Origin of the sequence: Nonomuraea zeae (assembly GCF_005889725.1) — a bacterium.
GTDB classification, from domain to species: domain Bacteria; phylum Actinomycetota; class Actinomycetes; order Streptosporangiales; family Streptosporangiaceae; genus Nonomuraea; species Nonomuraea zeae.
This window is the reverse complement of sequence record NZ_VCKX01000140.1, coordinates 1-22,815: the sequence shown is the minus strand read 5'-3', so window position 1 is coordinate 22,815 and position 22,815 is coordinate 1. Positions and strand designations below refer to the sequence as shown.

The window sequence follows — 22,815 nt, the reverse complement described above, 5'->3', positions numbered from 1 at the left end:
TCAGCCCGCCGGCTTCGCCGAGGCGAGGGAGAGCGGGTTCAGGATGGACAGCAGCTCACTCGGCATCGGCTTGAACCCGGTCCACTTGGTGGAGTGCGCGATGTTGAACGTCTCCACGTACAGGACGTTGTCGTAGACCTGGTCGTGGATGATGCGCGCGGCCTCCTGGATCGGCGCCTTGGCCTCCTCCTGGGTCAGCGCCTTCTGTGCCTGGTCGATCAGGTCGTCCAGCTTGGGGTCGCTGACCTGGGCGTAGTTGATGAACCCGCCGGTCTTGAAGGCCAGCCCGAGGTTCGCGGGCGGGTTGTCCATGACCGCCCACGACCCGGCGTAGATGTCGAAGTCGCGCTTGGCGGTCTTGTCCAGGTACGTGTTCCGCTCCAGGCCCTGCAGCTTGATCGTGATCCCGGCCTTCTTCGCCGCGTCGCGCACCATGGGGGCCCAGCGGGCGATGTTCGGGTCGGCCTGGTCGTAGATCATGCCCAGGCTGAGGTTGGTGACCCCGGCCTCGGCCAGCAGCTTCTTGGACTGCTCCGGATCGAAGGCGTACTCCTTCGAGGCCGGGTCGGTGTAGGCCGGCAGCGACGGCGTCAGCACGCTGGAGTTGGAGGACTTGGCGAAGCCCTTGAGCGCGATGTTGCGGATCGCCTCGTAGTCCACGGCGTGCGCGAGCGCCTGCCGCACGCGTACGTCGTCCAGCGGCTTGCGCTTGGTGTTGTACTGCAGGTGCGCCCAGCCCAGCGACGGGATCTGCTGCAGCTTGACCTTCTGGTCGCTCTTCAGCTCGGTCGCGGTGGCGGGCGGCAGCACGTTGCCGATCAGGTCGATCTCGCCGTTGCGCAGGGCGAGGACCTCGGTGTTCACGTCGGGGAACACCCGGAAGACGATCTCCTTGACGGCCGGCTGCCCGGGGCCGAAGCCGTCCACGCGTTCCATGATGTAGCGCTGGCCGCGCTCGACCTTGGTCAGCTTGAACGGCCCGGCGCTCACCCAGTTCGCGTCGTTGGCGAACTTCTGCACGCTCGGCGCCTTCTCGAACACGTGCTTGGGCACGATCGGCAGCCAGAAGCCGACGTTGTCCAGGAACGTGCCGTCCGCGCGGGTGAGGTGGAACTTCACCTCGGTCGGCGAGACCGCCTCCGCCTTGTCCATGGCGGTGATGAGCCCGGCGACCACGCCGAACTTCTCCTTCTGCACCGCCGTCACCGAGAACACCACGTCGTCGGCGGTCACCGGCTTGCCGTCGGACCACTTCATGTCGTCGCGCAGCTTGGCGGTGGCGGTCTTGCCGTCCTCCGAGTACGACCACTCGGTCGCCAGGTACGGCACGCGCTTGCCGGTCTCGTCCATCTGGGTCAGGTGCGGGTACATCAGGTTGGTGACCCACGAGTCCGTACGGCTGTTGCCGACGAGGGGGTTGTAGTTGACCACGTCGGCGGTGGTGCCGATGGTCAGCCGGTCGGCGCTCGCCGGGGCCTCGGAGCCGGAGCCCGAGCCGCCCGAGGACGAGCCCGGCACGCTGGGCGCGCAGGCCGCGCTCAGGGTGACGGCCCCCAGCAGGGCCGCCAGGAGGGTCGCACGTCTCATCAGATCCAGACCTCTTCCAGCACGCGCATGACGTTGCCGCCGACGACCTTGGTGATCTCCTCGTCGGAGTAGCCGTGGCCGACCAGCCAGGCGATGATGTTCCAGAAGCATTCGGCCGGGTTCTCCAGGCCGTCCACATAGGGGACCTTCTCGTACGACTGGCCCGCGTGCGCCTCGTTGAGCGACAGGTGCTCGGCGAACGTGTCGTGCAGGCCCACGTGGTCGCCGAACAGAGTGTCGGGGCCGAAGGCCACGTGGTCGATGCCGACCAGGTCCACGCAGTAGGTGAAGTGGTCCATGACCGACTCCAGGCTGTGGCGCGGGTGGTCCGCGGACAGCGTCGTGTGCGGGGCCGCCTCCAGGCCGATCACGCCGCCGCGCTCGGCCGCGGCCTTGATGACGGAGTCCGGCTTCATCCGGTTCGTCGGCCAGACCGACCTGGCGCCCGCGTGGGTGATGAGGATCGGCTTGTCGGAGTGGCGGATCGTGTCGAGCGAGGTCTGGTCGCCCGAGTGGGAGACGTCGATGGCGATGCCCAGCTTGTTCATGCGGCGCACGGCCTTCTCGCCGAACAGGGTCAGGCCGCCGTCGCCGCGCTCCTTCAGGCCGCTGCCCAGGGTGTTGGCCTCGCTGTAGGCGATGCCCATCTGCCGTACGCCGAAGCCGTACAGCATGTCGATCCGGTCGACCTCGTTCTCGATCATGGTCGCGGCCTCGAGGGCGAGCACGAGCCCGATGCGGCCGCTCGCGTGCGCCTCGTGCACGTCGGCCAGGCGCTCGACCTTGATGAGGAAGTCCTGGTGCGCGATGTCCGACAGACGCATGCCGATGTCGGCGACCACGTCGTTCCACTTCCAGCCCGCCTGGCTGGTGATGCAGCAGGTGCCGTCCATGAGGTTGTCGAAGACGACGGTCATGCCGGAGCGGGCCAGGCCCTCGTATCCGGTGTGGTGGCGGGCGGTGCGGTTGTAGTCGACGGTCTGGCGGATGTCGTCGGGGAAGATCGACGGGTGGTCGTGCAGGGAGACGACCAGGTTGTCAGTGAGCAGGCGGCGTACACGCTCGGTCTGCTCGGTGGAGAGCTCGGGCCCTTGGTAGGCCGGAACCCGGCCGAGCTCGGGCGCCAGGTCGAACGCGCGATAGTCGGCTCCCGCTTCCAAGTACTCGTAGGAACGGTAGCCCTTGTAGCTCTTCGCGGCTTCCAGCACTTTCTATCCCCTCTTGTCCGAATGCCCGGAAGCTTGCCAGGATCGGGCGCAAAAGGCAATATTAGAGTTGTTTTTCGGCAAGAGGGCCTGAGCAGACGCCAGGTTCCGTCACATTTGAGAAGGGGGTGCGGTGAGCGAACCACCGGTCCTGGAAATCCGCGACCTGCACGTCACGTTCACCGCCCACGGACGCGAGATCCCCGCGGTGCGCGGCGTGGACCTGACCATCGAACGCGGCCAGACCCTGGCCCTGCTCGGCGAGTCGGGATCGGGCAAGTCCGTGACCGCCAAGGCCGTCATGGGTCTGCTCGACCAGCCGAACGTCCAGGTGCGCTCGCAGGTCGCCAGACTCGGCGGCCGGGACCTGCTCGCGATGTCCGCCGACGAGCGCCGGGCCCTGCGCGGCAGCGAGATGACCCTGGTCTTCCAGGACGCGCTGTCCGCCCTGAATCCCGTCCTCAGCATAGGTGACCAGGTCGGGGAGCTGTTCAGGGTGCACAGGGGCCTGTCGCGCAAGGCGGCCAGGGCCCGCTCGGTCGAGCTGCTGGAGCTGGTCGGCATCCCGGCCGCCGGCAAGCGGATCGACGACTACCCGCACCAGTTCTCCGGCGGGATGCGGCAGCGGATCCTCGTGGCCATGGCGGTGGCGCTCGAACCCGACCTGATCATCGCGGACGAGCCGACGACCGCGCTGGACGTGACCGTACAGGCCCAGATCCTGGCGCTCATCGACCGGCTGCGCCGCGAGCTGGGCACGGCCGTGCTGCTGATCACCCACGACCTCGGGGTGGCGGCGGAGGTCAGCGACCGGATCGCGGTGATGTACGCCGGGCGGATCGTGGAGAGCGGCGAGGTCGGCGAGCTGTACGACCGCCCCGCCCACCCCTACACCGGCGCGCTGCTCGCGGCCATCCCCGACCTGGACAGCCCCGCCTCGGAGCTGCGCGCCATCCCCGGCGCGCCGCCGAGCCCGGCGTCGGTGCCGCCCGGGTGCTCGTTCGCGCCGCGCTGCGACCGGGCCACGGAGGTGTGCGTGAGCACCCGGCCCGCGCTGGCGCCGAAGGTCACCGGCTCGGACCGGCAGGCCGCCTGCCACCACTCGGAGGAGATGCTCGATGGCGCCATCGCCTGAACCCGCCGCCCCCGCCCCCGGAAGCAGCCCGGGGAGCAGCCCGGGGAGCACGGCCGCGAGCACCGCCGGGCCCGCTCCCGGTCAGGGCGCCGGCTCCGAGCCGGTGCTGCGCGCGACCGGCCTGCACAAGTCCTACCGCGGTGGGATGCTGTCCAGGGGCGGCGCGGTGCGTGCCGTCGCGGGCGTCGACCTGGAGCTGCGGGCCGGTGAGACGCTGGGCATCGTCGGCGAGTCCGGCTGCGGGAAGTCGACGCTGGCCCGGATGCTCGTCGGCCTCGAACGCCCCGACGAGGGCGAGGTGACCTTCCGCGGCCGGCCGTTCTTCACCCGGGGCGGCGTGCCGCGCGACATCAGGCGGCGCGTCCAGATGGTCTTCCAGGACCCCCTCACCTCGCTCAACCCCCGCATGACCGTGCACGACATCGTCGCCGAGCCGCTGCGCGTGCACCGGCTGTCGCCGAACGCCCGCGCCATGCGGGAGCGGGTCGGGGAGCTGCTCACGCTGGTGGGGCTGTCGCCCGACCGGATGAGCCGCTTCCCGCACGAGTTCTCCGGCGGCCAGCGGCAGCGGATCGGCATCGCCCGCGCGCTGGCCACCGAGCCCGACGTGATCGTCTGCGACGAGCCGGTGTCCGCGCTGGACATGTCCGTGCAGGCGCAGGTGGTCAACCTGTTCGCGGAGCTGCAGCGGACGCTGGGCGTGGCGCTGGTCTTCATCGCCCACGACCTGGCCGTGGTCCGGCACGTCTCGCACCGGGTCGGGGTGATGTACCTGGGCCGGCTGGCCGAGGTGGGGCCGGCGGCGGAGGTGTACGGGGCGCCCGCGCATCCGTACACGATGGCGCTGCTGTCGGCGGCGCCGGTGCCGAAGCCGCAGTTGCGCGGCCGGTCGCGGATCATGCTGGCCGGCGACCCGCCCAGCCCGGTCGCGCCGCCCCCGGGGTGCCGCTTCCACACGCGCTGCTGGAAGGCGACCGAGCGGTGCGCCGAAACGGAGCCCGTGCTGGAGAGCGGCGGCGGCGCGCACTACGCCGCCTGCCACTACGCCGAGCGGGCCTCCTGACCGGCGCGTGACCCCCGGCCGCCGGCCTGCGGGGTCACGCGTCCCGGCGGACGACGACCAGGGCGACGTCGTCCTCGCCCGCCCCGAACGAGCCGAGCATCCGCTCGGCGAAGTCCTCCAGGTCGTCCTCGACGGTCTCGGCCAGCCGCCTGGCGTTCTCCAGGCTCTCGTCGAGCGAGAGGCGGCGGTCCTCCACGAGCCCGTCGGTGAACAGCAGCATCGTGCCGCCGGGCGGCAGCTTCAGCCGGTCCACCTGGTACTCCTCCGGCATGGCCCCCAGCAGGAGGTTGCCCAGGCCGTGGTAGTAGCAGCCCGGCCCGGCGAAGAGCGGCGGGATGTGCCCGGCGTTGGCCACCTCGACCTCGCCCGTCGCCGGGTTGATGAGTACCAGGCACAGCGTGGCGGTCATGCGCGGGTGGTAGCGCCGCATCATCTGGTTGAGCAGGTCGAGCGACGCGCTCAGGTCCACCTGGCCGATGAACGAGGCCCGCATGGCGTGGCGCAGCTCCGCCATCACGGTCGCCGCGTGCAGCGAGTGCCCCTCCACGTCGCCGATGGCCACCAGCACCCGATCCCCGATCGGCAGCACCTCGTAGAAGTCGCCGCCGATCTCGACGTTGTCCACGGCCGGCTGGTAGCGCATCGCCACCTGCAGCCCGGGCACCTCGGGGATGCGGCTGGGCAGCAGGCTGCGCTGAAGGGTGAGGGCGATGGCGTGCTCCTCGGTGAAGGCGCGCAGCGCGTCCACCGCCAGCGCCAGCTCCTGGCCGAGCTGGCGCAGCAGGTTGATCTCGTCGACGTCGAGCGGCTGCTCGGCCTCCACCCCCAGGTAGACGGATCCTCTGGATTTCTTGGTCCGGCACAGCACGCCGGTGACGTCGCCCTCGACCTGGACGTCGGGCAGGAGGCCGCGCCAGGTGTCGGCGCCGAGCGTGAACACGTGGGTGCGCGCGGCCTCCTCGGGCGCCTCCCTGGCGAGGCGGTCGAGCACGTCGGAGGCGGCCGGATGGGCGGTGGCCGGCTCGCCGGGCCTGGCCCGGTAGCGGCGGGTCCGCCCGTCGGGCAGCGGGGCGAGGGTGCCGCAGAAGCGTCCGAGCAGCTCGGCCGAGCCTTCGACGGCCACGGTCAGGAGCTGGGAGAAGGTCTCCGCCTCGTTCATCCTGAGCGTCACGTCCGCCAGGTTGGCCAGGCGCGCGGCCATGAGCTCCGCTCGCCACCGCGCGCGGTAGTAGCGCAGCATCGCCTCCACCGTGGCCGCGAACTCGGCGGGCTCGATCGGCTCCGCCAGGTACGCGTCCGCGCCGCGTTCCAGGCCCTCGGCGCGGTCGGCCACCGTGATGGCGTTGGCCGAGACCTGGATGACGGGGATCGCGGCGGTGGAGGGGTTCGCCTTGATGCGCTCGCACACCTCGAACCCGGGGATGTCGGGCAGCCGCACGTCCAGGACCACCAGGTCCACGTGCCGCGCGGAGAGCGTGCGCAGCGCCTCCTCGCCGCCGTCCGCCTCGACCACCTCGTGGCCGGCCCTGCGCAGCCAGCTCGACAGGATGTACCGCTTGGTCGGCGTGTCGTCCACGACCAGCACCGTCCCCGGCTCAGTCACCCTTGCCTCCTCTCGCGCTGCGGATCGCCTGCAGCAGTTGTTCTCTGCGCAGCCCGTGCTTGGAGAGTACGGGCCTGCTGTCGGGTGCGCGCTGCGGTGCGATCGTCACGACCACCACAGGGATGCCCCTCAGCTCGGCGTCCTCGGCCATCCGCTGGAGCAGGGCGTAGCCGTCGACCCGCGGCATGAGCAGGTCGACCAGGATGACGTCCGGCGCTCCCGCCGCCATCAGGTCGAGCGCGGCCGAGCCGTCGGCGGCCTCGTCCACGTGGACGGCGAAGCCGTGCAGCATGCGGCGGGCGGCGGCGCGGAACACCTCGTCGTCGTCGGCGATCAGGACGCGCTCCAGCTCCGGCCGGCCGGAGTAGTGGGGCAGCCGCAGCGTGGCGGTGGTGCCCTCGCCCTGCGTGCTGGTCAGCTCCAGCGTGCCGCCCAGCGCCTCGGCGAGGCGGCGCGCGTACGGCAGGCCCAGCCCCGTGCCGCGGTAGCGGACCTGCAGCGAGCCCGGCACCTGGTAGAAGTCCTCGAACACCCGGGTCAGATGCTCCTCGCCGATGCCGATGCCGGTGTCGGTCACGGTGATGACGACCTCGCGCCCGGCGTCGTCCATGCGGGCTTCGAGCCGCACCTCGCCGCTCTCGGTGAACTTCAGTGCGTTGGACAGCAGGTTGCGCAGGATCCGCAGCAGCATCCCCTCGTCCACGTACAGCTCGGCCGCCTCGGGCGCCACCTCGTGGCGCAGCACGACGGCGGCCCGCTCGCTCGTGGGGCGCATCGTCAGGTGGAGCTGGTCGGCGATCCGCACCAGGTCCACGGTCGCCGGCTGCGGGTCCAGGCGGCCGGACTCCGCCTTGGCCATGTCCAGGAGCTCGCTGACGAGCTCCAGCAGCGTCTCGGTCGAGCTGCCGATGAGGCGCACCTGGTGGGCCTGCTCCTCCGTCAGCGGGTCGCCGCCCGGCCCGATCAGCAGCCTGACCAGGCCGATGACCGAGTTGAGCGGGGTGCGGAGCTCGTGGCTGACGGTGGCCCAGAAGCGGTTCCTGGCCTCGGTCGACTCGCGGAGCTGGCTGGACTTCTCATCCAGCTCGGCGTACAGGGCCACCACTCCCCTGTTGGTCTCCTCCAGCTCGGCGGAGAGCTGGTTGTACATCGCCATCACGCCGGAGTTGGTCTCCTGCAGCTCGGCGTTGAGGTGCAGGACGTCCTGCAGCGTCTCGGCCAGCTCCCTGTTCTGCTCGCGCAGCTCCTCGAGCGCGCTGACCGGCGCCAGGCCGGCGAGACGGTGGCGGATCTCCTCGACGGGGGCCTGCCTGAGGCGGGGCCGCAGCCGCTTGACGATCGTCACGCGCTCCTCGTCGAGGGTGACCTCGTCGACCAGCCGGCGCGCCAGCGTCACGCCCTCGGAGCCGGCCAGGTCGGACCGCTTCGCGTGCTCCAGGGTGATCAGCAGCTCCGTCTCGCCGAGCGTGATCGTCGCGGTCGAGTCGGGGCCGAGGACCTCCCTGCCCGCCTCGCTGAGCGCCGTCGCCACGCGGATCTGGTCCTGCGAGTCCAGCCCGGCCAGCTCGGCGGCGGCCCGGCCGAGGCGGCGGAGGACGAAGACGTCCTGGTCGGCGGTGAGCCTGACCCGGATGAGCTCGGCCGCGGTCATGCGCCCGGCCTCGCCGTCACCACGGAGGCGTCGTCCCTCTGGGTGCCCGCCTCGCGCATCAGACCTGCGGCGATCACCGCCGGGGTGCGGGAGAACAGGCCGGGCATGGTCGAGGGGTCCCAGCGCGCGCTCAGCCCGTCGGAGTGCAGCACCACGGTGGCGTACGCGGGCACCTCGTACGCGAACTGCCGCAGGCGTCCTCCCCTGTGGCCGGTGATTCCCGGCACCGACACCATGCCTTGACGCCCCTCGGCGTGCGCGACCCAGCCGGAGATGTTGCCGAGGCCGGCGAACGTCACGCCGCCCGGCTCGACGCGCGCCACTCCCACGGCGCCGCCGCGGGTGCCGCTCAGACCGCGGTGCAGGTGGTCCAGGATCGCCAGCGGCTCCTGGTCGCGCACCTGCTGGAACAGCTCGACGGCCCGTTGTGAGGCTTGCGCCGCGATGTGGCCGTGGCCCAGCCCGTCGCAGATCATCACGGTGGTGACGGCGCCGATCTCGGAGATCGCGAAGGCGTCGCCGCAGACCGTCTCGTCGCCGATGGGCCTGGTCACGCCGCTGGCCCGCTGCGGCGGGGCCGCGGCGTCGCCGGCGGTGAAGTGCATGGCGAGCACCGTGCCCTTGCCCGGCAGGGAGTGCACGTCGTAGCCGGTGGCGATGCGGGCGATGGCCCCCATGCCGATGCCGAGCGTCCCGGAGGTGGAGTAGCCGTCACGCAGCGCGCGGGCGATGTCGGCCATGCCCGGCCCCCGGTCCAGGGAGATGAGCTCGACGGTGGAGGCGGTCTCCGGGTGCGGGCGGACCATCACAGCTCCCTCCACGGCATGCTTGACGAGGTTCGACACCGCCTCGCTGACGGCCACGGCCGTCTGCCCGATCAAGGTGGCGTCGAAACCGGCCTGCTCGGCGAGATGGACGGCCTGTCTCCGGACCGCTCCGACCGCGCTGGGATCCTCGGCCCGGACCCAGGTCTCGGCCTGTGGGCTCGTCACCTGGCCCACTTCGTCACCGTCACGGTCGTGCCCTTGCCCGGCGCGGTGATCAGGTCGAACTCGTCGACCAGCCGGCGTGATCCACCGAGCCCCAGCCCCAGGCCGCTTCCCGTGGTGAAGCCGTCGGTGAGCGCCTGCTCCAGGTCGGCGATGCCGGGCCCCTCATCGTTGACGATCAGTTTGAGCCCGCGCCTGAGGCCGTTCTCGACGACGGCGATGCGGACCTCCCCGCCTCCGGCGTAGACGAGGGCGTTGCGCGCCAGCTCGCTGGCCGCGGTAACGATCTTGGTCTGGTCGACGAGGGAGAGCCCCACGTCGATGGCCACGCTCCTGACGAGCTGGCGCACCGCGACGACGTCGGCGCTGCTCGCCACGGCCAGATCCTGCTCGGTGCTCACGGCGTCGCGCCCCGGACGTGCTCCAGCAGCGCGACGCCCTTCTCCAGGTTGAGCGCCGTACGGACGCCACCCAGGGACAGCCCGAGCTCGACGAGCGTGATCGCCACGGCCGGGCGCATGCCGACGACCACGGTCTGCGCGTCGAGCATGCGGCACATCGCGGCGATCGTGGCCAGCATCCGCCCGATGAAGGAGTCGACGATCTCCACCGCGGAGATGTCGATGATCACGCCCCTGGCGCCGTGGGCGACCACGGCGTCGGCCAGGTCTTCCTGGAGGGCCAGCACGGTCTGATCCTCCAGATCGAGCTGGATGGAGACGATCAGGATGTCGCCGAGTTTGAGTACGGGAACGCGCTGCACTACGCGCTCTCCGCCCGGACGGTGACCCGCGGGCCCGACGCCCCGATCACCTGGACGCCCCCGCGCTTGAGCGCGTGCGCGAGCGCGTCGGCCAGCGAGGCCTTGGTCACGATGTCGCCGAACTCGATGCCAAGAGTGACGATGGTGTGCGCGATCTGGGGGCGGATGCCGGAGATGACGCACTCGGCGCCCATCAGCCTGGCCGCGACGACGGTCTTCAGCAGGTGCTGGGCGACCTGGGTGTCGACGGCGGGCACGCCGGTGATGTCGATGACCGCGTGCTCGGCGCCGGTTTCGACCAGCGTCTGCAGCAGCTTCTCCATCACCACCTGGGTGCGCGCGGAGTCGAGCGTGCCGACCAGCGGCACGGCCACGATGCCCTCCCACAGCTTGACCACCGGCGTCGACAGCTCCAGGAGCTGCTCGGCCTGGTCCAAGATGATCTTCTCGCGGGCGTCCACGTAGGTCTCGAACGTGATCAAACCCAGGTCGTCGACCAGCCGGGAGAACCCGATGAACCCGCGCAGGGCCTCGGCGTCGCCATCGGCCTCGACGGCCTCGTAGACCGCCTCCTTCAGGGCGAAGACCCGCCTGGAGGTGTCCGAAGGCGTGTGCCCGGCCCGGACCCGTGCGCGCGACAGCTCGGCGAGCAGACCGCGTACGTCCGCGAAATCGTTCTTGCCCTCCTGCAGCGCGGCGAGGAGGGCGCGGTAAAGCTCCTCGACCTCGTCGTGCGGGGCTTGGGCGATCTCACTCCAGCGACGAGTGACCTGCTCCTCATGTGTGCGGAGCAGGTCCTCGATTCTTCGCCTGGCTACATCGGCATGAACTGACAAAGATCACTCCAAATAGGCGCGCTGGCAATGTGCTCGTATGTTAGTGCGACTACTCGGGTATCAGGGACTCCCGATTTCCCCGATACGCCGTCACTCTCCGTGCGCCGGCTCACCCCGCAGGCGGCGCACGCCGTGGAGCGGGGGGACCTCGGCGGTCTCTCGACCCCGAGGATGACGCGAGAGTGTCGGAGGTCACTCTCCGGTATCACGTGAAGGTTCAGACCTGGCGGTGACGCGGGCCACAGGCCGCCGTCCATACCGTCTCAGCATGCTCAGACACCTTGCGATCGCCGGGCTCCTGGCGGCCGGCGCGGTCCTGGCGTGGCCCGCCCACCCGAGCGGGCGGACGGTGCGCATCTACGGCGATCTGGCGGCGGCCGACCGGGTGGCGGTCATCGTGCCCGGCGCCGACACCACGGTGGCGACGTTCGACGACGGCGTGCACCGCCCGGGGGGCGCGGCGCGGGCGCTGCTGGCGCAGGCCGCCCGGCTCGCGCCGGGCACGCGGCTGGCCGTGGTGGCCTGGCTCGGCTACGACGCCCCACCCACGCTGAGCCTCGGCGTGCTCACCGACGGCGCGGCCGTCGAGGGCGCCGCCGAGCTCCGGCACACGGTCGAGGACCTGCGCCGGCGCACGCGCGCGCCGATCTCGCTGCTGTGCCACAGCTACGGTTCGGTGCTGTGCGCCGAGGCCGTCCCCGGGCTGCCGGTGGCCGACCTGGCCGTCTTCGGCAGCCCCGGGCTCGACGCGCCGCCGCCGTCCGCGGCGACGAGGGTGTGGGCGGGCCTCGGGGACGGCGACTGGATCAGGTTCGTGCCCAAGGTCAGGCTCGGCCCGCTCGGGTTAGGCGCCGACCCCATGGTCAGCGGCTACGCCGACCGCCGGTTCGAGGTGGGCCGGGGCGGCCACAGCGACTATTTCGCCCACGGCACCCCGTCCCTGCGCAACCTCGCGCTGATCGCCCTGGGCCGTGCGGGCGAGGTGACCACTTGACTTCCTCATTCCTGGGTACGAGAGAGGAAAGGCACGTTTGCTGACATGGTGTCGTCATCAGCTTGACGCACGCCGCCGATGTTTGTGACACTGCGTCATGAAACCGTAGTGCGAGTAGAGGTGGGCCGTGACGACGTCGTTCTCCGAGACCTTGCGAAACGCCACCTGGGCCGACCACGAGTCGGCCGAGTCCGAGAGCTACCTCTCGGAGCTGATGGGCGGCCGGTTGAGCGAGCACGAATACGGCGAGATGATCGCCCAGCACTACTTCGCGTATCTCGCTCTTGACGGAGTGTCACGCGAGCTGGCCGGTCATCCGGTGGCCGGCCGCTTCGTCTTCCCCGAGCTCTACCGGGAACGGGCGCTGGAGCGGGACCTGGCGACGGTGTACGGGCCGGGCTGGCGCGACCGGATCGCGCCGTCCAAGTCGACCCGCACCCTCGTCGCCCGCATCCATCAAGTGGCCGACTGGCCCGGCGGCTACATCGCCCACCACTACACCCGCTACCTCGGCGACCTGTCCGGCGGGCAGTTCATCCGGATGGAGCTGCAGAAGATCTACGGCTACGCCAAGGGCGGCGGCGTCGACTTCTACATCTTCGACGAGCTGGGCAGCCTGCCCCGGTTCAAGACCGAATACCGGGCCCGGCTCGACGAGCTGGAGCTGGACGAGCGCGAGCAGCAGCGGATCATCCGCGAGGTCAAGCTGGCCTACCAGCTCAACACGGAGGTGCTCACCGAGCTCCTCCACGTCGTCAAGGCCGCCGCCTGACCGCCCCGAGATCAGGACCACCGCCGCTCGGCTGATGCCGCTCAGCTGTGCCGCTCAGCTGCCGTCGGCCGGTCGCCACCGCTCGGCCCCGTTGCAGGTCAGCGCCGCAGCCAGGCGGCGGCCTCCGCGGGGAGGAGGCCGTCCACGACGGGGGCGCTGGCCAGCAGGACCTCCTCGTGGGCGGGCAGCGGGACCGCCTGCGCGGTGAAGTTCACCACGCACACGAACCCGCCGGCCGCGCCCGCCTCGCCGGCCGGCCTGGCGAAGACCAGGACGCCCGCGCCCGCCTCCAGCCAGGTGAGCGTCTGCGCCAGCCCGGCCACCAGGTCGCGGCGCAGGGCCAGACCGGCCCGGTAGAGGGCCAGCATCGAGCGCGGGTCGGCCGCCTGCGCCTCGGCGGTCAGCCCCTTCCAGGCGGCCGGCTGCGGCAGCCACGGCTCCGCGGCGGCCTCGGGAGGCGAGAAACCGAACGGCGGCTGGTCGCCCGACCACGGCAGCGGCACCCGGCAGCCGTCCCTGCCGCGGTCGGTGTGGCCCGAGCGTTCCCATGTGGGGTCCTGCAGCAGCTCGGCCGGGATGTCCTCGACCTCGGCCAGCCCGAGCTCGTCGCCCTGGTAGACGTAGACGCCGCCGGGCAGCGCGAGCGTGAGCAGCGCGGCCGCCCTGGCCCTGCGCACGCCGAGCTCCAGGTCGCTGGGTGCGCCGTGCCGCTTGTCGCCCATGTCGAAGGCGGTCCGCTCCCTGCCGTACCTGGTGACGTGGCGGATCGTGTCGTGGTTGGACAGCACCCAGGTCGGGGGCGCGCCGACGGCGGCGTGGGTGTCCAGGGTGGCCGCGATCACCTCGCGCACCGGCCCGGCCTCCCACGCGCCGACCAGGAACTCGAAGTTGAACGCCGAGTGCAGCTCCCCCGGCCGCAGGTAGCGCGCGAACTGGGCGGGCGTCGGCAGCCACACCTCGCCCACGAACACCCGCTCCCCCTCGTACGCGTCCGCGACCCGCCGCCAGGAGCGGTAGATCTCGTGCACGCCGTCACGGTCCTGGTACGGCAGGTCCGCCGGGTCGGGATCGGGCCCCACGTCGGGCAGCCCGTCCTTCTTGACCAGCCCGTGCGCCACGTCCACGCGGAACCCGTCCACGCCCCGGTCGAGCCAGAACCGCAGGATGTCCTCGAACTCCGCGCGCACCTCCGCGCTCTCCCAGTTCAGGTCGGGCTGCTGCGGCGCGAACATGTGCAGGTACCACTGCCCTTCGCCGACCGGCGTCCAGGCCGGGCCGCCGAAGTAGGAGCGCCAGTCGTTCGGCGGCAGCTCCCCGTGCTCGCCACGGCCCGGCAGGAACCAGAACCGGTCCCTGGCCGGGCCGCCGGCCAGCGCCTCCCGGAACCACGGGTGCCGCTCGGAGCAGTGGTTCGGCACCAGGTCGATGATGATCCGCAGGCCGTGGGCGTGCACGTCCGCGATGAGCTCCTCGGCCTCGGCGAGCGTGCCGAAGACGGGGTCGATGTCGCGGTAGTCGGCGACGTCGTACCCGGCGTCGGCCATGGGCGAGACGTACCACGGGGTGAGCCAGAGGGCGTCCACGCCCAGCTCGCGGAGGTAGGGCAGGCGCCGCCGGAGCCCGGCGAGGTCACCGATGCCGTCTCCGTCGCCGTCGGCGAAGCTGCGCACGTAGATCTGGTAGATCGCGGCCGTGCGCCACCAGGCGGCCGGGGTGAGGGCCATGGACATGTGCTCCTGACTGTTGCGTGAGTGGGTGCGGGCGTCCCGCGATCGGCGCGGGACGCCCGTTCGCCGCGCCGCGGCTACCAGCCGCTGTTGCCCTGTCCCCGGACGAAGGTGTAGCCGGCCGGGTTGTGCAGGCCGCCGGCGGCGGCCGCGCTGACGGTGACGTGGCTCGCCGTGGCGCTGCCGGCCGCGGCGGCCTCGATGCCGTAGGTGCCGGTCCCGGCGATGGTGACGTGGTCGAGGATGAGGTTCGAGATCGTCTTCTGCCAGCTCAGCAGCAGCCCCTGGTAGGTGCTGTCGTTGACGGTCACGTCCCTGACCACGACGGGCGCGGTGATGTCGCGGGACTCGGCGTAGATCCACACCGCGCCCTGGCTGCTGGCCCAGTCGTTGTTCCAGCCGCCGGTCCTGGTCAGCGTGTTGCGCTGGATCGAGGTCGTGCCGCTGAACGGCTGGGCCTGGTGCCAGGTACTGACGGCGATGCCCGCGGCGGTGTAGACGGTGTCGGAGAACAGGTTGTCCTCGATGCGGTTGCCGTCGCCGCCGTAGATCGCCGCGGTGTTGGACAGCATCGGCAGCGTGGCGGTGTTGAAGGTGAACGCGCTGGCGGTGACCGGCGTGGTGTGCGACCACATGGCCAGGGCGTCGTCGCCGGTGTTGCGCAGGACGCTCTGGTCCACGCGGGTGCGGGCCACCGCGTCGTTGAGGTTCACGCCGTCGGCGAAGGTGTCGCGGATTCGCACGCCGGCCACGTACAGGCCGTCGGTGCCGCCGTTGACCCACAGGCCGACCTTGGCGTGCTCGACCCAGACGTTGTGGATCAGCGAGCCGGTGCCGAAGTTGCCCTCCATGGCCGCGTCGGTGGTGACGACGCCGTCCGGGTCCCGGTGGCGTACGTCGCCCGCGAAGGTGAAGTCGGCCAGCTGCACGTTGCCGCCGACGGCGTAGAAGCCGCCCCGGCCGCTGTTGCCGCGGAGGGTGGTGTGCCACATGCCGGCGCCGCGCACGGTGACGCCCGCCACGTCCACCCGCGAGGTCAGGTCGAACGTCCCCGCCGGGATCCACACGCTCCCGCCCTGCGCCTTCGCGGCGTTGATCGCGCTCCTCAGCGCCGCCGTGTCGTCGCCCGAGCCGGAGACCGCGCCGTGGGCGGTGATGTCCACGGACCCGGCGGGCGCGGTGTGGGCCGGCGCCACGACCTCGGTGTCGATCAGGTCCACGGTGACCGGGGTCGCGCTCTCGTTCTGCAGCCTGAGCACGGTACCCGCCGGGTAGGCCGGCAGGGTCCCGCGTACCTCGTCGTAGAAGCGGTGGGCGCCGCCGAGCGCCGGGTCGTTCGGGAACGGGTAGTTCCCGTACACCCAGCTGTAGGCGGAGGTCAGCGTCAGGTCGGCGACCTTGGCGCCGTTCGCGTAGACGGCCAGCGGGGCCGTGGCGCCGGTCCCCGCGGCGTTGTCGGGGATGGAGTAGCGCACGACGACGGCGTTGGCCGGGCGGGTGAGCGTGACCTGGGTGTACTTGCCGGCTCCGTCCAGGCGCACGGCGCGGCGGCCGGAGGACTCCGAGGCGATCGTCCGGTAGGTGCGGTCGGGGCCGAGCACGGTGCCGTTGGTGGTGCCGCTCTCGGCCTCGTACTCCGTGTAGGGGACGGTGGCGCCGCGGGCGGCCAGGGTGCCGGCGCCCGCGACGCTGATGCCGTCGAGCGCGACGCCGCCGGTGTCGCCCGCGTCGTACTGGTAGCCGATCAGGTTGAGGCCGGCGCGCAGGCCGAGCGTGTGGGTCGCGGTCAGCCAGCCGCTGCCCGCCGGGAGGGTGAGCCGGCCGGTCCTGACGCCGTTCGCGTACGTGCTGAGCATCCGCGCGCCGCCGGTCGTGTTGGCGTAGCGGACGGTCGTGACGGCGTTGCCCGCGGCCGGCATGGTGACGGTGCGGATCACGCGGGCGCCGGCGGCGGTGAAGCCGGTGGCGTAGCCCGTGCCGCTGTAGCCGCCGGTCGCGGTCGCGACGCTCGCGCCGCCGGACAGGAACGCGGTCTCCATCTCGTACGGCAGCGCCGCCACGGGAGCCGACAGCGTGATGCTGTCGAGGTTGACGTTGCCCAGGTCCGTGTGGTCGAAGCGGTAGGCGATCGTGTTGGCGCCCGCGTTGAGGGTGAGCGTCTCGTCCTGGACGCCCCAGGCGTTCCAGGCGCCGACGGCCGGCAGCGGCGTCTGCCGGATCCGGGTGCCGTTGACGTACACCGACAGCGACATCCCCGAGCCGGTGCCGTTCGCGTACCGCAGGCTCACCACCGCCGGGCCGGCCTGGGCGGCCGAGACGGCGAAGGTGGTGGCGGCGCTGCCCTTGTTCCCGTCGGTGTAGCCGGCCACGAAGCCGCTGCCGGTGTAGCCGCCGTGCTCGGTGCTGACCGCCGCGCCGCCCGACAGGTCCGCGGACTCGGCCTGGTAGGTGGTGGCGGCCTGCGCGGGGGCGGCGGGCGTGCCGAGGGAGACGACGAGGCAGACGACGAGGCAGACGAGGGGGGCGAGTAACAGTCTTCGGAGCATGGCGAGCTGAACTCCTTGCCTTTTTTTGGGGGGTGCGGCTCGCGGTCAGCCCTTGAGGGCGCCGGCCGACAGCCCGTTGAGTATGCCGCGCTGGAAGATCATGAAAATGACGATCATCGGCAGGCTCGCGATGGCGAGGGCGGCGAACATCTCGTTCTGCGGGACGTAGCCCGTGAACGCCATCCGGCTCAGCGCCACGCTGAGCGACTGCGCCTGGGGGTCGCGCAGCACCAGCAGCGGCCAGAGGAAGTCCTTCCAGGCCCCGATGATCGCGAAGATCGACACCACGGACAGCACCGGCCGCGACAGCGGCAGCACGACGCTCCACAGCATGCGCAGCCGCCCGGCGCCGTCGATGGCGGCCGCCTCCAGCAGCTCCGCGGGGATCCGGTCGAAGAAGCGCTTGAGCACGTAGATGTTGAAGGCGTTGGCGGCGGCCGGCAGCCACAGTGCCCACGGCGAGTCGACCAGGTTGACCCCGAAGACCGGCACGTCGACCACGGCCAGGTATTTCGGCACCAGCAGCGCGTCGGCCGGCAGCATGAGGCTGGCCAGGATCAGGCCCAGCACCACCTTGCCGAGCAGCGGGCGCAGCTTCGACAGCGCGTACGCCGCCGCCACGTCCACGACGAGCGTGATCAGCCAGACGCCGGCGGTGTAGAAGGCGGTGTTGAGCAGGAACCGGCCGAGGTCCAGGCGCTCCCACGCGACGGCGAAGGTCTCGGGGTGCCAGCTCCGCGGGACCAGCGTCGGCACCGGCTCGGCCAGCTCCGCCGGCGCCTTCATGGCCCCCGTGACCATCCAGTACAGCGGGAAGACGAAGATCAGCGCGAACAGAACGGCCATCGCCGCCAGCACGATCCAGTAGACGACCCTGCGGTGCCCCCGGTTGAGATCCGCCTGCGAGATCAGCGTCCGCGTGGCCGCCTCGTGGCGTGCCCGCCGTACGCGGGGGCGCGGCGCGGGCGGGGTGGCGACCGGGCGTGCGGTGGTCAGCGTCATCTCAGTCCTTGTCACGGGTCAGTCGCAGGTACGCGGCCGAGAAGGCGCCCAGCACCACGAACAGCAGCACGCTCATCGCCGCCGCCAGGCCGAAGTCGTTGTTGACCGTGAAGGCGTAGCGGTAGACCAGCACCATCACCGTGATCGTGTCGGGGTTGGTGGTGCCGGTGAGCTGGTACGGCTCGATGAACACCTGCATGGTGGCCACGATCTGCAGCAGGAGCAGGACCAGCAGGATGAAGCGCATCTGCGGCAGGACGACGTGCCTGATCCGCCGCCAGACGCTCGCGCCGTCGAGCTCGGCGGCCTCGTACAGCTCGCTGGGAATGGTGGCCAGGCCGGCCAGGTACATGATCGTGGCGCCGCCCATGTTCGCCCAGGTCGAGACGAGGACCAGGGAGATCATCGCCATCTTCGGCGACTGGGTCCAGTCCGAGCCCGGCAGGCCGAGCCCCGTCAGGATCGAGTTGAACAGGCCGGCGCCGGGGTCGTAGAAGTACTGCCAGAGCAGCACGCTGACGATCGGCGGCAGCATGACCGGCAGGTAGACGGCGATCCTGAAGAAGCCCCTGAGATGGCGCAGCTCGTTGACCACGACGGCGACCACGAACGGCACCGCGTACCCGAACAGCAGCGCCAGCCCGGTGAACTCCAGCGTGTTGCCCCAGGCGGTGAAGAACAACGGGTCGTCGAACAGGGCGCGGAAGTTGTCCCAGCCCACCCAGATCGGGTCGGTGACGAAGTTGACCTGCTGGAAGCCGAGGATGACGCCTCTGACCAGGGGATACCAGGAGAACAGGGCGAAGCACGCGACGCCGGCCGCGAGGAAGGCCCACGCCTGGAGGTGGCCGGCGGCCCTTCTGCGCAGTTCGGTGCTCCTGCCGGCGACGCGGTGCCGGTGCGGCGCGGTGATGACCGCCATGAGGTCTTTCCCTTACTCTGCTGGGCTGACGTGACGCTATTTCACGGTGGCGAGGATCTGGTTGACCTGCGTCTCCGCGTCGGCCAGCAGCTGGGCGATGTCGGCGTCCCGGTCGGTCAGGACCTTCTGCATGACCGTGTCGAGGGCCGCGTAGATCTGCTGGGCGTTCGGCGGCTCCAGCTTGACCGGGATGCGGCCGAGCGCGTCGGCGAAAGGCTTGAAGTTCTCGGTGGGGATGGTCGCGTGCTTCTTGGTGGCCGCGAGCTGCTTCTGCTCGGAGCCGCCGGTCCACACGTTCGGCTCGGGCAGGCCGACCGGCAGGCCCTTGGCCGCCGACCGCTGGTTGTCGGCGTCGATCCGGTCGGGGTTCTTCTTGAACGTCAGCCAGGCCAGCCCGGCCTTGATCTTCTCCGGGCTCAGCCCGGCCTTGAACATGTAGCCGCTGCCGCCGCCGAGCGTCCCCTGGCCGCCGGGGATCGGGCCCATCCCGTAGTCGTCGTAGGTGCCCTTGAAGCGGGTGACGGTGTTGGTCAGGTCGCCGGTGGAGCCGATCTGCTGGCCCAGCTTCTCGGTGGCCATCAGCTTGACCAGGTCGTCGTACTCCAGGAGCTGGCGCCGCCCCATCGAGTCGTCCGTCCAGCGCATGTCCTTGAGCTGCTGCAGGACCTGGCGGCCCTTGTCGTCGTTGAAGGCGGCCTTCCAGGCTCCGCCCCCGTCCCTGACCGCGACGTCGCCGCCGACGGAGTAGAGCTCGGCGGTGAAGTGCCAGCCGCCGGTGTTGGACTTGCTGTAGTCGCCGTAGCCGACGACGCCGCCGCCGAGCGCGGAGATCTTCTTCGCGTTCTCGCGGACCTCGGCCCAGGTGACGGGCGGGCGGTCCGGGTCGAGCCCGGCCTTCTCGTACAGCTTGCGGTTGTAGAGCAGGCCCAGGGAGTAGTTGTCGTCGGGGAGCCCGTACACCTTGCCCGCCTGGTCGGAGAAGACCTGCATCAGGCCCGGCTTGTAGTCCTTGGTGACCGGGAACCCGCTCAGGTGCGGGCTGATGTCGGAGACCTGCCGCTTGGCGATGAGGTTCTGGGCGTCGGTGAGGTAGACGTAGAAGACGTCCTCCAGCTGGCCGCCGGCGATCTTGGCACTGAACGTCTGAGGGTCCATGAAACCCTCCTTGGCGTCGATCTTGATGTTCGGGTTCCCGGCCTCGAACGCCTTGACGTCGGCCTCGAAGACGGCCCTGTTGTACTCGTCGGTCGCGGGCGGCAGCCCGTTGACGGTGATGGTCACCGGGCCGCCCGCCGACGCGGCGGGCTCGGCCGCCCCGCCGCCGCAGGCCGCGCAGGCCATGGTCGCGCAGACGGCCAGTGACAGCCCGATGGGCTTGCCGCGCTTCATCACTAGCGATCCCTTTCGTGGGGGGAACACCTTTGACCTGTTCCGTGGATGGACCTGGGCAGCCCGGATCGCCGGCGGTGCACGCGTGCCGCCGCTGGTGTCGAACGAGGTTGAACGCCGGTCGCCGACGTGTCGCCTGGGGGGTATCTGAGCGCCGAGGTGTTGCCCAGAACCGTAGGACCGCACTCACCGGATGTCCAGAGTGTGACGCAAGAATCTTGCTGTGATATGAAATTTACTGACATCCACTCCGGGCCGTCGGCGGCCCCCGGCGGACCGTCCCGCGGGTCACCCGGCGGGGCACATGCCGGTGGAGCCGCGCACGATCAGCTCGGGGTCGAACAACACCTCATCGACGGGCACGACATGGCCATTGATCTGCGACATCAGCGCGGCGACCGCCGCGCCGCCCATGGCCGCGACGGGCTGGCGCACGGTGGTCAGGGGCGGGTCGGTCACGTTCATCAGGCTCGAGTCGTCGAAACCGACGACGGACACGTCCGCGGGGACCTTCAGCCCCTGCTTGCGCACGGTCCTGATGGCGCCGAGCGCGAGCGCGTCGCTGGCGCACACCAGGGCGGTGGCGCCCTCGCCGGTCAGCCGCACGGCCGCGGTCGCGCCACCCTGCATGGAGAAGATCGTGTGCGCCACGAGAGAGCGCCACCCCAGGTCACCGCGCTCCTCGGCGTGCGCGGCGTACGCGGCGAGCTTGCGCGCGGACGGGACGTGCCCGACCGGCCCGAGTATGAGGCCGATCCGCTCGTGCCCGAGCGCCCGCAGGTGCCCGAGCGCCTGCTGCACGGCGACGCCGTCGTCCACGCACACCCTCGGCACGTCGAGGTTCTCGTCGGCGGCGTTGATCAGCACGATGGGCAGCTTCCGCTCGCGCAGCACCTTGACCTGCGCCTGGCCGGCGTCGGCGTAGCTGCTGCCGATGAAGACGATGCCGCCGACGTTCTGCGCGAGCAGCATCTCGACGTAGTGGGCCTCCGGCAGCCCGTCGGCGGTGCGGGTGCACAGGACGGGCAGCAGGTTGTGCCTGATCAGCTCGGTGACGACGAGCTCGGCCATGGCCGGGAAGATCGGGTTCTGCAGCTCGGGGAGCACCAGGCCGATGAGCGGGGCCCGGTCGTTGCGCAGCTTCTGCGGGCGCTCGTAGCCGAAGACGTCGAGCGCGGTCAGCACGGTGTCACGGGTGGCCTGGGCGATGCCGGGCTTGTCGTGGAGCACCCGGCTCACGGTCGCCACGCTCACCCCGGCGAAGGCGGCCACATCGGAGAGTCGTCTCGGCATGAGGGGATGTTACAACGACTACCGCAAGAATGAAAATGAGTTACGCAAAAAATCGACAGCCATGCGACGGGCCTCCGGCCGGGGCTCCGCGGCTGCGCGTTCGCCGGGAGCGGCAGCCCGTCATGCGCGAAGAGAGCGGAGACGGGCGGGGCGGCCTACCATTGGCACATGCCCCGCATCTCCGCCGCCACCATCGGCGAGCACCGCGCCCAGACGCGCGACCGGATCCTCCAGGCCGTCTCGCGCCTGTCCCGGGTGCAGGGCATCGACGCCATCTCCATGACCGACGTGGCCGGCGAGGCGGGCATCACCAGGACCGTCCTGTACAACTACTTCCCGGACAAGGCGGCGCTGCTGCTCGCGTTCACCGAGCGGGTCACCCAATACTTCATCGACAGCTACGAGCGGGAGCTGCCCGCAGGCGCCTCGCCGGCCGACCGGTTGCGGGCGTTCGTCCGGCTCCAGCTCGCCGGGCTGCTCGCCCATCCCCACCCCGGCGCGGCCGACCTCAGCGCGGCGCTGGGGCCCGACGCCTACCAGCAGCTCGCCGAGCACGTCGCGCCGATGCAGCGGATCCTGGTGGAGATCCTGGACAGCGGCATCGAGTCGGGCGACTTCCAGGTGCTCGACCTCGGCGCCACCGCCCGGATGATCATGGCGGTGGTGGGGGCCGAGCGGGTGCCGCTGATCAGCGGCGAGGTGACGGTGGAGGCGGCCGGGGCGCTGGTGTCGGAGTTCGTGCTGCGGGCTCTCGGGAGCGCCGCCCCCCGCTAGGACCGGCCCGGGGCGCGCTCCCCGGCACCACCTCACCCTGGCAACGGCCTGCAACGGCCCTGCCACGGCCCTGCGCGCGGGCCGGAGAGTCCGGCGGTGACAGGATTGGTCCCATGACAGACCGCCCGGAAAACCTCAGGACGAACGACCACATCGAGCTCAAGTCGGCTCGTGGCCGGTGGGTCCTGGCGGCGACCGTGCTCGGATCCGGGCTGGCGATGCTCGACAGCACCGTGGTGAACGTCGCGCTGCCGTTCCTGGGCGCCGAGCTCGACGCGAACATGGCCGGGCTGCAGTGGACGATCAACGCCTACACGCTCACCCTGGCCGGGCTGATCCTGCTGGGCGGCTCGCTCGGCGACCGGTACGGCCGCCGTACCGTCTTCCTCATCGGCACGGTCTGGTTCGCCGTGGCCTCGGCGCTCTGCGGGCTGTCGCCGAACATCGAGTTCCTGATCGCGGCCAGAGCGCTGCAGGGCATCGGGGGCGCGCTGCTCACGCCGGGCTCGCTCGCGATCATCCAGGCGTCGTTCGTCCGGCACGACCGGCCGCGGGCCGTGGGGG

Annotated in this window: 20 protein-coding genes; 6 read left to right on the top strand and 14 right to left on the bottom strand. The window is 71.1% G+C overall.

Going from position 1 to position 22,815, the window contains the following annotated elements; all coding sequences use genetic code 11:
- Together ETD85_RS35570 and ETD85_RS35565 are read right to left on the bottom strand one after the other, a co-directional pair.
- Positions 1–1,587, bottom strand: a complete 1,587-nt coding sequence (locus ETD85_RS35570) for an ABC transporter substrate-binding protein (protein ID WP_138694209.1) — start codon at positions 1,585–1,587, stop codon at positions 1–3.
- Positions 1,587–2,795: a dipeptidase gene (locus tag ETD85_RS35565; RefSeq protein ID WP_138694208.1), complete on the bottom strand. Its 1,209-nt coding sequence runs from the start codon at positions 2,793–2,795 to the stop codon at positions 1,587–1,589. Before ETD85_RS35565 ends, ETD85_RS35570 begins: the two co-directional genes overlap by 1 nt.
- A 130-nt stretch (positions 2,796–2,925) precedes the next feature.
- Here ETD85_RS35565 and ETD85_RS35560 point away from each other — a divergent pair, with 130 nt between their 5' ends.
- Positions 2,926–3,927 (top strand): ABC transporter ATP-binding protein, encoded by a 1,002-nt coding sequence (locus ETD85_RS35560; protein WP_138694207.1) that lies wholly within the window; start codon positions 2,926–2,928, stop codon positions 3,925–3,927.
- On the top strand, positions 3,911–4,990 hold the full coding sequence (locus ETD85_RS35555) for an ABC transporter ATP-binding protein (RefSeq protein WP_170247003.1): 1,080 nt from the start codon (positions 3,911–3,913) through the stop codon (positions 4,988–4,990). Before ETD85_RS35560 ends, ETD85_RS35555 begins: the two co-directional genes overlap by 17 nt.
- Before the next feature lie 34 nt (positions 4,991–5,024).
- Here ETD85_RS35555 and ETD85_RS35550 read toward each other — a convergent pair whose 3' ends face one another.
- The 6 genes from ETD85_RS35550 to ETD85_RS35525 are packed head-to-tail and all read right to left on the bottom strand — an operon-like array spanning position 5,025 to position 10,832.
- Positions 5,025–6,593, bottom strand: a complete 1,569-nt coding sequence (locus ETD85_RS35550) for a fused response regulator/phosphatase (protein ID WP_138694206.1) — start codon at positions 6,591–6,593, stop codon at positions 5,025–5,027.
- Positions 6,586–8,244 carry an ATP-binding response regulator gene (locus ETD85_RS35545; protein WP_138694205.1) on the bottom strand — a complete coding sequence of 553 codons (1,659 nt, stop codon included), beginning with the start codon at positions 8,242–8,244 and terminating at the stop codon, positions 6,586–6,588. The genes ETD85_RS35550 and ETD85_RS35545 overlap by 8 nt, the downstream gene beginning before the upstream one ends.
- Positions 8,241–9,236, bottom strand: coding sequence for an ATP-binding SpoIIE family protein phosphatase (locus ETD85_RS35540; RefSeq protein WP_240779641.1), 996 nt, complete (start codon positions 9,234–9,236; stop codon positions 8,241–8,243). The genes ETD85_RS35545 and ETD85_RS35540 overlap by 4 nt, the downstream gene beginning before the upstream one ends.
- Positions 9,233–9,634 carry an anti-sigma regulatory factor gene (locus ETD85_RS35535; protein ID WP_138694203.1) on the bottom strand — a complete coding sequence of 134 codons (402 nt, stop codon included), beginning with the start codon at positions 9,632–9,634 and terminating at the stop codon, positions 9,233–9,235. The genes ETD85_RS35540 and ETD85_RS35535 overlap by 4 nt, the downstream gene beginning before the upstream one ends.
- On the bottom strand, positions 9,631–9,996 hold the full coding sequence (locus ETD85_RS35530; RefSeq protein WP_138694202.1) for an STAS domain-containing protein: 366 nt from the start codon (positions 9,994–9,996) through the stop codon (positions 9,631–9,633). Before ETD85_RS35530 ends, ETD85_RS35535 begins: the two co-directional genes overlap by 4 nt.
- Positions 9,996–10,832 (bottom strand): STAS domain-containing protein, encoded by an 837-nt coding sequence (locus tag ETD85_RS35525; RefSeq protein WP_138694201.1) that lies wholly within the window; start codon positions 10,830–10,832, stop codon positions 9,996–9,998. The genes ETD85_RS35530 and ETD85_RS35525 overlap by 1 nt, the downstream gene beginning before the upstream one ends.
- A 268-nt stretch (positions 10,833–11,100) precedes the next feature.
- Here ETD85_RS35525 and ETD85_RS35520 point away from each other — a divergent pair, with 268 nt between their 5' ends.
- Positions 11,101–11,826 carry an alpha/beta hydrolase gene (locus ETD85_RS35520; RefSeq protein ID WP_138694200.1) on the top strand — a complete coding sequence of 242 codons (726 nt, stop codon included), beginning with the start codon at positions 11,101–11,103 and terminating at the stop codon, positions 11,824–11,826.
- A gap of 127 nt (positions 11,827–11,953) precedes the next feature.
- Complete coding sequence (locus tag ETD85_RS35515) at positions 11,954–12,598, top strand: biliverdin-producing heme oxygenase (RefSeq protein ID WP_138694199.1); 645 nt, start codon at positions 11,954–11,956, stop codon at positions 12,596–12,598.
- Positions 12,599–12,696: 98 nt separating this feature from the next.
- On the opposite strand, the gene ETD85_RS35510 is transcribed toward ETD85_RS35515, so the two are convergent.
- The 6 genes from ETD85_RS35510 to ETD85_RS35485 all read right to left on the bottom strand — a co-directional run bounded on the left by ETD85_RS35510 (position 12,697) and on the right by ETD85_RS35485 (position 21,477).
- Positions 12,697–14,322 (bottom strand): glycoside hydrolase family 13 protein, encoded by a 1,626-nt coding sequence (locus tag ETD85_RS35510; protein ID WP_138694198.1) that lies wholly within the window; start codon positions 14,320–14,322, stop codon positions 12,697–12,699.
- Positions 14,323–14,402: 80 nt separating this feature from the next.
- A complete protein-coding gene (locus ETD85_RS35505) occupies positions 14,403–16,871 on the bottom strand; it encodes a CBM35 domain-containing protein (protein WP_138694197.1) in 2,469 nt (822 codons plus the stop codon).
- A 45-nt stretch (positions 16,872–16,916) separates the two neighbouring features.
- Complete coding sequence (locus ETD85_RS35500; protein WP_138694196.1) at positions 16,917–17,873, bottom strand: carbohydrate ABC transporter permease; 957 nt, start codon at positions 17,871–17,873, stop codon at positions 16,917–16,919.
- A 1-nt stretch (position 17,874) separates the two neighbouring features.
- The gene (locus tag ETD85_RS35495; RefSeq protein WP_138694195.1) at positions 17,875–18,795 is read right to left on the bottom strand and encodes a carbohydrate ABC transporter permease; all 921 of its coding nucleotides are present in this window, start codon (positions 18,793–18,795) and stop codon (positions 17,875–17,877) included.
- A 36-nt stretch (positions 18,796–18,831) separates the two neighbouring features.
- Positions 18,832–20,184, bottom strand: coding sequence for an extracellular solute-binding protein (locus ETD85_RS35490; protein WP_206059012.1), 1,353 nt, complete (start codon positions 20,182–20,184; stop codon positions 18,832–18,834).
- 288 nt (positions 20,185–20,472) lie between these two features.
- The gene (locus ETD85_RS35485) at positions 20,473–21,477 is read right to left on the bottom strand and encodes a LacI family DNA-binding transcriptional regulator (protein ID WP_138694194.1); all 1,005 of its coding nucleotides are present in this window, start codon (positions 21,475–21,477) and stop codon (positions 20,473–20,475) included.
- A 168-nt stretch (positions 21,478–21,645) separates the two neighbouring features.
- Here ETD85_RS35485 and ETD85_RS35480 point away from each other — a divergent pair, with 168 nt between their 5' ends.
- Both ETD85_RS35480 and ETD85_RS35475 read left to right on the top strand, forming a co-directional pair.
- Positions 21,646–22,251, top strand: coding sequence for a TetR/AcrR family transcriptional regulator (locus ETD85_RS35480; RefSeq protein WP_138694193.1), 606 nt, complete (start codon positions 21,646–21,648; stop codon positions 22,249–22,251).
- Between the two features lie 113 nt (positions 22,252–22,364).
- Positions 22,365–22,815, top strand: a 451-nt coding sequence (locus tag ETD85_RS35475; RefSeq protein WP_138694192.1) for an MFS transporter, incomplete at its 3' end; no start/stop codon positions are given.